This is a genomic window from Synergistaceae bacterium (assembly GCA_031267575.1).
GTDB lineage: Bacteria > Synergistota > Synergistia > Synergistales > Aminobacteriaceae > JAIRYN01.
In genome coordinates, this window is record JAIRYN010000071.1 from 23,028 (window position 1) to 31,109 (window position 8,082).

The following is an 8,082-nucleotide window of genomic DNA, read 5'->3' on the forward strand; positions in this document are numbered from 1 at the left end:
AATTTAAGAAAAAGGCCCGACGCCGAATCGAACTACCAAACTATCGAGGTTTCTCGGCTCCGGCCCGCGCTATCTTTCCGCAAAAATATCCATGCCGACGGCTTTTTCGACGCTGTTGCGGATCGAGGCCAGCCCGGCTCCCGTGCTGCCCGTGATGCCGGGCAAGGGCAGCACGCTGGTGTCGTAAGAGTCGTTGATCTCCTCCACCTTCCGAGTGAAATCGACGAACAGGTCCTCCTGGATGAAAACGACGGCGTAACCCTGCCGGGCCAGGTCCTCTAAGACCTGCTCGAAACGCTCTCGCCTGTCCAGAACCACGGGTTTCACCCCCACGGCCTGAAACGGCAGCACCATCTCGTAGTCACCGATGGCCGCCATGGGCATTGCTCCTCCAAGGGAATTTTTATCGAGCATGGCTCAACAACCTCCTTGCGAATTCGCGATTCAGCCCGTTGGCGACGCAGACCAGGGCGATGCGGAGATTGCGCGCTTCCTCCTCCTTGCGCAGGAGGTACAAGATGACGTTTTCCGGCGTCGAGCCATATTTTGCTCCTTCCAGAACACGGATCAGGTAAGCGTCCAGGGCTTTGGAAAGCTCTGAGAGGGTCGCCTGAACGTCCGACCGATCCTGGGTGGTCTCCAGAGCGGCGCCGATGTTGGTATAAGACAGGCTCTTGCTCCAGGACTCCAGGGGTTCGCTCAACAGTTTCGCCACGTCGTTGGGACGAAGGGTGCCACCTTCGTGAAAAAAGGGAAGGGCCGCGCCTGCGTCATAGTTCATACGCTGAAGCCGCACGGCGTTCCGAAGGTTTTCCACGTCGATTTTGTGCGCCACCCAGCACGAGATTGCCGGTGTGTTCAGTTTTTTTCCCAGTTCCTCCGCCAGGGAGCCCATCGCCGCGAACAAGTGTTCGTCCAGAAGGATCTCCACCTGTTGTGGGTTTTTCGTCTGCTCCCATATCGACCAGCAACGCGGGATCATGTCTCCCAAGCCATAAGGCAGAAAGCCGTATTCCTCGCCCTCGATAGCCATGATCAGACTCTCCGTATTCACGGTTCCCAGCTTGGAGAGAAGATCGTAACGACGTTCACCGCCATCTCTCGCCTTGAAAAGGCTTTTCAGAATGACCTTGATGTTATTGAAGTCATAGGGCATCCGACAGATGTCCAGCAGCTCCCGATCAGGGATGAACTGCCTCAGCTCGTCGCAAGTGGCAATCAGCTCGTTGTCGATAATCCGGTCGAAGCCGCCGGCGTCCTGAGTCTCGGATGGATTGAGCCACTGGGCGTAGACGGTCTCTCCCAAGGACTTCAGCGCGTCTTCCAGAGTGGCGCTGTCGATGAGCCGGGAGAAAAACGACGCGTCCAGGAAGCGATTTTCCATGGCTCGCAGTCGCGCCACCGCGTACACGTAGCTCACGCTCACGGTTGCCACCCCCTTTTCATTGGGAGAACAGGCGCTGGACGACGTCTGGCTCGATCTCCGAACGAATAGCTTCCATCAACATGTCCCAGGAGCAATTGATGTCGATCTTTCCGTTCCTCAATACAAATCCGCCCGAAATCGGCAGGCGGTCACCGGAAAAAGACAGACGTGTAGAGTGCGAAGCATTGTAGCTATCGAGCCACGAACCGTCAATATTGCGCTCGTTTTGGCCGATAAAGAGGACTTCTTCACCAGTCACAACCGCTTTTTCCATCAAAGTATGAACAAAAGAAAGATATGCGTCGTGGGGCAGCTCCGTCAGTTTGCGCAACGCTCCCTCGAAAGCCTCGCCAATTAGGCGCTGTTTGATGCCCAGATCTACTTTGTTGGCGTCCAGTCCCGCCACAATCTGCCGGCGCTTGAGAATTTCCGGATCCTCTTTGGCGAAGCGGTTTTTGTAAGAAGACTGGATGGCTTTGACCTCATTGTCGGCCTCTTTGATAACGGCCGAGACGCGAGCATCATTCTCCGCCTCGATGGTTTTGATCTGGGCTTGAGCTTCCGCGTTTATTTTCGCTTTGATATCGGCCAGCGACATAAAGGTCACCCGCCTAGAGCGATATCCTCATAAGCATGATAATGCTTGTAAGGAGTGCGAGAACCGCGTAAGTTTCTACCATGGCCGGAAGAACAATAGCCTTCGCGAAGGCGTCCGGTTTTTTAGAGATCATTTGGATAGAGGAAGCCGAGGTCTTCCCCTGAGCGATAGCGGAGAGCCAACCTACGATGGCGATGGGTAGACAGGCCGCGAAGATCATCAATCCCTGAGTCCAGGTGAGGGGCACGGGTTGCCCGGCCAACAATCCCAGCTTGTTCAAAACCACGAAAGCGATAAGCAGCCCGTAGATTCCTTGAGTTCCAGGAAGAGCCTGAAGGGCCAGGCATTTGGCGAACTTGTCCGGGTCCTCGGTCATGACTCCAGCCGCGCTGTCTCCAGCGATGCCGATTCCGATGGCCGAGCCGATTCCCGATAGAGCCGCAGCAAAAGCCGCCCCGAACAGCGCAAAAGTAAGTCCTAACAGTTCCATAAGTTTATGCACTCCCTTCAACAATTTCACTTTAAAGATTTCAGGCTTTAAAGTTTTCAGAATTTTAAAGTTTTTAGAATTTTAAAGTTTTCAACTCTGCGGAAGGCCGTCGACGACCTCCACGTACTGTGTCGTGAATTGTAGCGGCTTGAAGACGGCGCCGCCACCCGAATAGAACTTGCTGAAGAATTCAACGTACTGGAGGCGCAAGGAATGGACAAACGCCCCCAACAGGTTGACCGCGATACCGAAAGCGTGCCCCCCCAGAACGATGCCCAAGGCCAGAGTCCAGCCGATAAAGGGAATCTCGGCCACCATCGTAGCCAAGAGGTTGATGATCGAGCCAATGACCGCCGACCCTAGACCCAAAGCCAGAAGGCGGCTGTAGCTCAAAATATCCCCCAGATAGGAGGTACAGCCATAGAGGGCGTAAAGCCCCGATCCGATTTTCAGGAAAATGTTCTTTTTCTCCCGTCCCGCGTACCAGAAGATGACACAGGCTCCCGCCACCGCCATGCACTGGCCCAAGAGGTAGATGATCCAGGGGACAGCCCCCGTAGCTCCGGTGCCCACCAAGACAAGGCCGACGACGAAAAAGATCCAGGAGATTTTGTCACCAATGGCATCCACGTAGTTGCCTTTTCGGAGCGCGTCGTAGGCAGCGATGCCCAAACCCAACATCAGGTGAACTATCCCCAAGAAAAGGGAGATGCCTAAGACCTTCATGGGGTCCGCCATGGGATCTATGACGAAAAAGAAGTTCTTGATGGGCCGTAGGAACGCCATAAAGGGAAATACGTCGATGAAATCGCCGAAAAAACTCCCCGTGATGGCGCCGTAGAGAAAGGTAAAAACAGCCCCAATGCTGAAAATGTGAATAAAGTCTTTCACACTGGCAGGAATTTTACGGTATTTCTTGAAAAGCATCCATAAAATTGCGGCTATGACCAGAGCATACCCGGCATCCCCCAAACACATCCCGAAAAAGAGGAAAAAGAACGGAGCCAGGAAAGGCGTTGGATCCAGTTCTCCGTAGATCGGCGGGGAATACAGGTTGGTCAGGGCGTCTGCCGGCCGAGTGAAGGGCTTGTTTTGCAAAAGCGCCGGAGGGTTGTCCTCCTCGGTGGGGTCGAAAACGACGAACGCCACGCTAGGCGCCACGGCCTCGACCTGTTTTTGCAAGATCGGTAGGGCCTCCGTCGGAACCCAAAAGCAAGTTCTCACCGTGCTGTCGGTGGTGTCACTAACGGCGAGGGCACGATAACGGTCGTGCAGGACACCCCAGTAATCGGAGGATTCCTGGATGATAGGTGTCCACGTGTCAGCCATTTGCGCCAGGTCTCGCAGAATTTCGGATTTTTGTCCTTCGCATTCGACAAGCTGTTGTTTAATTTTCTCGGATTCCTCGGCGGCGGTTCCCGTGATGGACACAGACAGATCGACGATGGTCATGCCGTCGCGCGCACAAAGCTCCAGAATCTCTTGTTCATACGCCCGCACGTAGAGCACGACAATCCACGCTTCTTTGTCCTTGGGGCTTTGGGGTAGAACACACAGTTCCGTTTCGCTGGCGTAAGCCGCCAGGCTCTCCTTCAAGACGTCCACCTGAGCAGACGCAAGCGTTCCCAGCACACCCTTCAAAGTGAGGGTACCTTCTCTCAAAACGGAGAGAGGATAGGGAAAACCTTTTATTTGGGAAAGTATTCCGGCGTTTGCTTGGAGTTGCGATATTTCGATGTGCAATTCATTCAGCTTCGCTTCCATTATTTTAATGGAAGAAGCCAATTTCTCCAAATCCGTTTTTTGTGCTATTTGTGCCAATTCGTTCAGCGATAAAACAGGCTTCTCTCCCAACAGGCGGTCGAGAGACGACATCTGATCCACATAATAACTTCCCAGTGCCCGAAGCAAGTATCGTGCGTGGGTCTCGTGTTCGTCGCATCTCGCCAACCGAGCATCAATCCCCGCCGGTCGGACGCTGGTCTCCTCCGAGGACTCAATGATCTGGCATACACCGCTACGTTGGATGATTCGCGCGATGTTTTCCTCAACGGACTTGTGATAGTAAAGTTCCGCTTTCTTGAGCTTAACCACGCCCATATTGCACCATCACCTCTTCCGTTATCCAGCTCGCCACGCTCACGACCTTTTCGCGGTGCTTCGCGTAAAAAGCCTTGGCTGCCGTTTCTCGTTCGGATACAATGATTCGAGCCTTTGCCTCGGCCGTGCGTTCCGCCAGTTGAATTTTTTCGCGGAACTGTCTAACAGCCAACTGTTTCGCTTCTTTGACGGTATTTTCCGCGTCCGCCACGGCTTTGTTCAATTTCTTGACCGCGTTGGATCTGGCGTCTTGCACGCCTTTCGCCGCTTTTTCCTCCGTCGCCTTGATCTCGTCGATAAGGTTTGTCGCCATGTTCGAGTCCACCTCCTTTCGCCGGCACGTTCAAAAAACGTGATTTTGGGATACTTATTATTATCTCAATTATGATTAATAAAAGCAAGACCGCGCGACTTACCCAAAACCGCAGGTTGGATTAATGGTGGTGGCATGAGCGGCAGGAGAAGCAAAAATTTCGACTTTTGGAAGGTTATATGTGGTTTCTAAATAAATTATCATACATTAATATTCATATTTAGGAAACTATTATAAAATGTTGCAATATATTATGGTAAATTATATACAATGTATTAAGCGGCGTAAGTAACAGAGCTGTGTGTTTCGACAATAGAGAGGTGGGTAGATGAAGGCAGAATTTAGAATTGACTCTAGAGTATGATAATAGAGTATGATAAATAGTTCATATGCGTTCCGATATTGGATTGTCATGTTGAATTGCTATGACAGAATGCCCTGGATCAAAGCTCAGGGGGGCGGATTTTCGCCCCCCTTGTGAGTCTTTTGATCTTTAGCGCAGCAGGCTCAGAACGTTCTGCGGCAGGGAATTAGACTGAGCCAGCATACTGGTTCCGGCCTGGAGCATGATTTGAAGTTTGGTGAAGTTCATCATCTCTTTCGTCATGTCCGTATCCCTAATCCGGCTCTTCGCCGCCGTCAGGTTCTCGCCCCGCCACGGTCAGGTTGGTGATGGTGTGCTCTAGGCAGTTCTGCTACGCGCCAATTCTTTCCCTCTGCATGAAAACTTTGTCGATGGCGTTGTCAATGATGGTGATAGATTGGGTCGCCGAGTCACGGTCGGTGACGCACACTGAGTTTAGCCCTAGGGCCTCCGAGCGCATGTCACCGATGTTGACGCTCATATCCTTGCCCTCGTTGGCTCCGATCTGGAACACCGTCGTGTTGTCCGCGAGGTGCAAGATGGTCTGCTCAGATTCCTCGTCCTTGGAGAGCACGAAGGACTTTGTGGGCTCGTCCCATTCCGCCTTCACGTTAGCCATGGGATCAAAGATTACGTCCACGTTTTCGTTGACCACGCCGATGAGCTCGTTAGCCGTGATCTTGACGTTGCTGGCAATGGAAATGGATTTGCCGTCGTGAACGTCCCAGACGCTGGTGGAAAAGCTGTTTTCCTCGGCTGCCTGGAGTTGGTTCAGGGAGAGCTTGTTGATGAGTTCTTCGTCACCGGCGAAACTGATTTTGCCGTTATCTCCCGCGACGGCAAAACGGATGACAAACGTTCCCCCCAGAGCCTCCGACGTTTCCTCTTGCGCATCATTTTGCGCATCATTGATGAAGGTGACGAAGCGATTGGCGGCGGGGTCTCTGTCACTGCCGCCATCATTATCATATATAGAAAGAAAGGATTACTGTCCCAACTGCTGGGCAATGGCGCTATTCAGTTTCGTGGCCGCGTCGTTCAGGGTGTCGGTGACATAGAGCACTACAGTTGCCACGCTTAGGAACTCTAAAACTGATTTCATGCCCTCCAGCCGCGACATCGGAAAAGTCAAATCCCGCATCCACCAGCGCTTTTGCCAGAAGATCAGACCCGCCGTCGTCGTCGTTTTTAACTGTGACTTTCCCGTTCAGGTTGACCCCTTCGAGCTTAAACTCGGCTTTAGTACCGGTCGCGTCACCTGTAGTGTTCAGGGTGATTACCAGCTTATTCGAAGTATCACTCACGGTAAGGTCGAAGTTGGCTCCAATAGAATCTTGGATGTAGAAACCTTCTTTCGCGAGAGTGTCCTGTCTGGAGAGTAGCGCTCCTGTTGTGGCATCGAATTCAAGAGTCATTGTCGGTGGAGTTATGTCCACTAAAGTTTCCCCACCTAAAGTGACGGTAAGTTTGCCGCTACCCGCACCTGTAACGGCCACGGTAGCCCAGCCACATTCACTATATTTGTCCTGTTTCCATCCCTCACAGGAATCTCAAAAACCACACTCCGCTCTCCGTATAAAGCCTTGGTATCACGTTTCCATCCCTCATAGGAATCTCAAAAACGGATTCGCTTTTCCATGCGGCGCAAGAGCACACTGTGTTTCCATCCCTCATAGGAATCTCAAAAACTAAAACCCGCTTCTGAGCTGCTCGACATCAACTGAAGTTTCCATCCCTCATAGGAATCTCAAAAACTAAATCGGCTGGGCTTCTCGCGTGCACACAACTCCAGTTTCCATCCCTCATAGGAATCTCAAAAACTGTTGCTACAGATATAGAAGCCGAAGCGTCTAAGCGGTTTCCATCCCTCATAGGAATCTCAAAAACCTGTCGCGGCTGCGGCTTCTGATACGGTTTTACTCCGTTTCCATCCCTCATAGGAATCTCAAAAACTTTTTGGACTCCCACAAATCGAGCCAGAAATTCCAGTTTCCATCCCTCATAGGAATCTCAAAAACTGTCGCGTCTACAAGCTCCGTTACCTCCTCGACAAGTTTCCATCCCTCATAGGAATCTCAAAAACTTTCTACCGACCTCTACGGCCCGGTCGATTTCGGTTGTTTCCATCCCTCATAGGAATCTCAAAAACGAACGCAGCTAGGAAAAACAGAAGCGATTTTATGTAGTTTCCATCCCTCATAGGAATCTCAAAAACGGGATCGGGTCACTTCCACCGATCGCACAAACCCGGTTTCCATCCCTCATAGGAATCTCAAAAACCTGTCGCGGCTGCGGCTTCTGATACGGTTTTACTCCGTTTCCATCCCTCATAGGAATCTCAAAAACTACCTGCCGCTGTCTGAAGCTGGAGCTGTGCAGAAGTTTCCATCCCTCATAGGAATCTCAAAAACGAAAAGGGGTGAATTTCCAGAAATCCACCCATAACGTTTCCATCCCTCATAGGAATCTCAAAAACCACCGAAGTCGAAGAGGGTTTTAAGCCTGATGTCGTTTCCATCCCTCATAGGAATCTCAAAAACCGAGGGCGGAATCGACGGGCTCCCAGGCATAGCCTGGTTTCCATCCCTCATAGGAATCTCAAAAACGATTTCAACGAAATCCGTGAGCATCTTTCTTTGATGTTTCCATCCCTCATAGGAATCTCAAAAACCCGTCGCATATTGACTATCACTAAACTCTTCATTTTCTCATTTATCATCATTCTCAAAACAAAGATATTATAAAAACACAATATTCTCTTGTCAAGACGCGAGATTAGCAGGCTTTCACG

10 protein-coding genes and 1 CRISPR repeat array are annotated in these 8,082 nt (G+C 51.5%); of the genes, 2 read left to right on the forward strand and 8 right to left on the reverse strand.

Going from position 1 to position 8,082, the window contains the following annotated elements; translation table 11 throughout:
- Nucleotides 1-69: 69 nt before the first annotated feature.
- The 8 genes from LBJ36_11600 to LBJ36_11635 all read right to left on the reverse strand — a co-directional run bounded on the left by LBJ36_11600 (nucleotide 70) and on the right by LBJ36_11635 (nucleotide 5,946).
- A complete protein-coding gene (locus tag LBJ36_11600) occupies nucleotides 70-414 on the reverse strand; it encodes a V-type ATP synthase subunit F (GenBank protein ID MDR1379676.1) in 345 nt (114 codons plus the stop codon).
- On the reverse strand, nucleotides 404-1,426 hold the full coding sequence (locus tag LBJ36_11605; GenBank protein MDR1379677.1) for a V-type ATPase subunit: 1,023 nt from the start codon (nucleotides 1,424-1,426) through the stop codon (nucleotides 404-406). Before LBJ36_11605 ends, LBJ36_11600 begins: the two co-directional genes overlap by 11 nt.
- A gap of 16 nt (nucleotides 1,427-1,442) precedes the next feature.
- On the reverse strand, nucleotides 1,443-2,024 hold the full coding sequence (locus LBJ36_11610) for a V-type ATP synthase subunit E (GenBank protein MDR1379678.1): 582 nt from the start codon (nucleotides 2,022-2,024) through the stop codon (nucleotides 1,443-1,445).
- Between the two features lie 13 nt (nucleotides 2,025-2,037).
- A complete protein-coding gene (locus LBJ36_11615; protein ID MDR1379679.1) occupies nucleotides 2,038-2,514 on the reverse strand; it encodes a V-type ATP synthase subunit K in 477 nt (158 codons plus the stop codon).
- A 90-nt stretch (nucleotides 2,515-2,604) separates the two neighbouring features.
- Complete coding sequence (locus tag LBJ36_11620; GenBank protein ID MDR1379680.1) at nucleotides 2,605-4,614, reverse strand: V-type ATP synthase subunit I; 2,010 nt, start codon at nucleotides 4,612-4,614, stop codon at nucleotides 2,605-2,607.
- The gene (locus LBJ36_11625) at nucleotides 4,601-4,927 is read right to left on the reverse strand and encodes a cell envelope biogenesis protein TolA (protein ID MDR1379681.1); all 327 of its coding nucleotides are present in this window, start codon (nucleotides 4,925-4,927) and stop codon (nucleotides 4,601-4,603) included. Before LBJ36_11625 ends, LBJ36_11620 begins: the two co-directional genes overlap by 14 nt.
- A 493-nt stretch (nucleotides 4,928-5,420) precedes the next feature.
- On the reverse strand, nucleotides 5,421-5,570 hold the full coding sequence (locus LBJ36_11630; protein MDR1379682.1) for a hypothetical protein: 150 nt from the start codon (nucleotides 5,568-5,570) through the stop codon (nucleotides 5,421-5,423).
- A gap of 52 nt (nucleotides 5,571-5,622) precedes the next feature.
- Nucleotides 5,623-5,946, reverse strand: coding sequence for a hypothetical protein (locus LBJ36_11635; GenBank protein MDR1379683.1), 324 nt, complete (start codon nucleotides 5,944-5,946; stop codon nucleotides 5,623-5,625).
- A 60-nt stretch (nucleotides 5,947-6,006) separates the two neighbouring features.
- Between LBJ36_11635 and LBJ36_11640 the strand changes: the two genes are divergently transcribed.
- Entirely contained in the window at nucleotides 6,007-6,372 is a 366-nt protein-coding gene (locus LBJ36_11640) for a hypothetical protein (GenBank protein MDR1379684.1), read from the forward strand.
- A gap of 19 nt (nucleotides 6,373-6,391) precedes the next feature.
- On the forward strand, nucleotides 6,392-6,673 hold the full coding sequence (locus tag LBJ36_11645; GenBank protein ID MDR1379685.1) for a hypothetical protein: 282 nt from the start codon (nucleotides 6,392-6,394) through the stop codon (nucleotides 6,671-6,673).
- Between the two features lie 146 nt (nucleotides 6,674-6,819).
- Nucleotides 6,820-7,962: direct repeats of the CRISPR family, unit length 30 nt; unit sequence GTTTCCATCCCTCATAGGAATCTCAAAAAC.
- Nucleotides 7,963-8,082 lie beyond the last annotated feature (120 nt).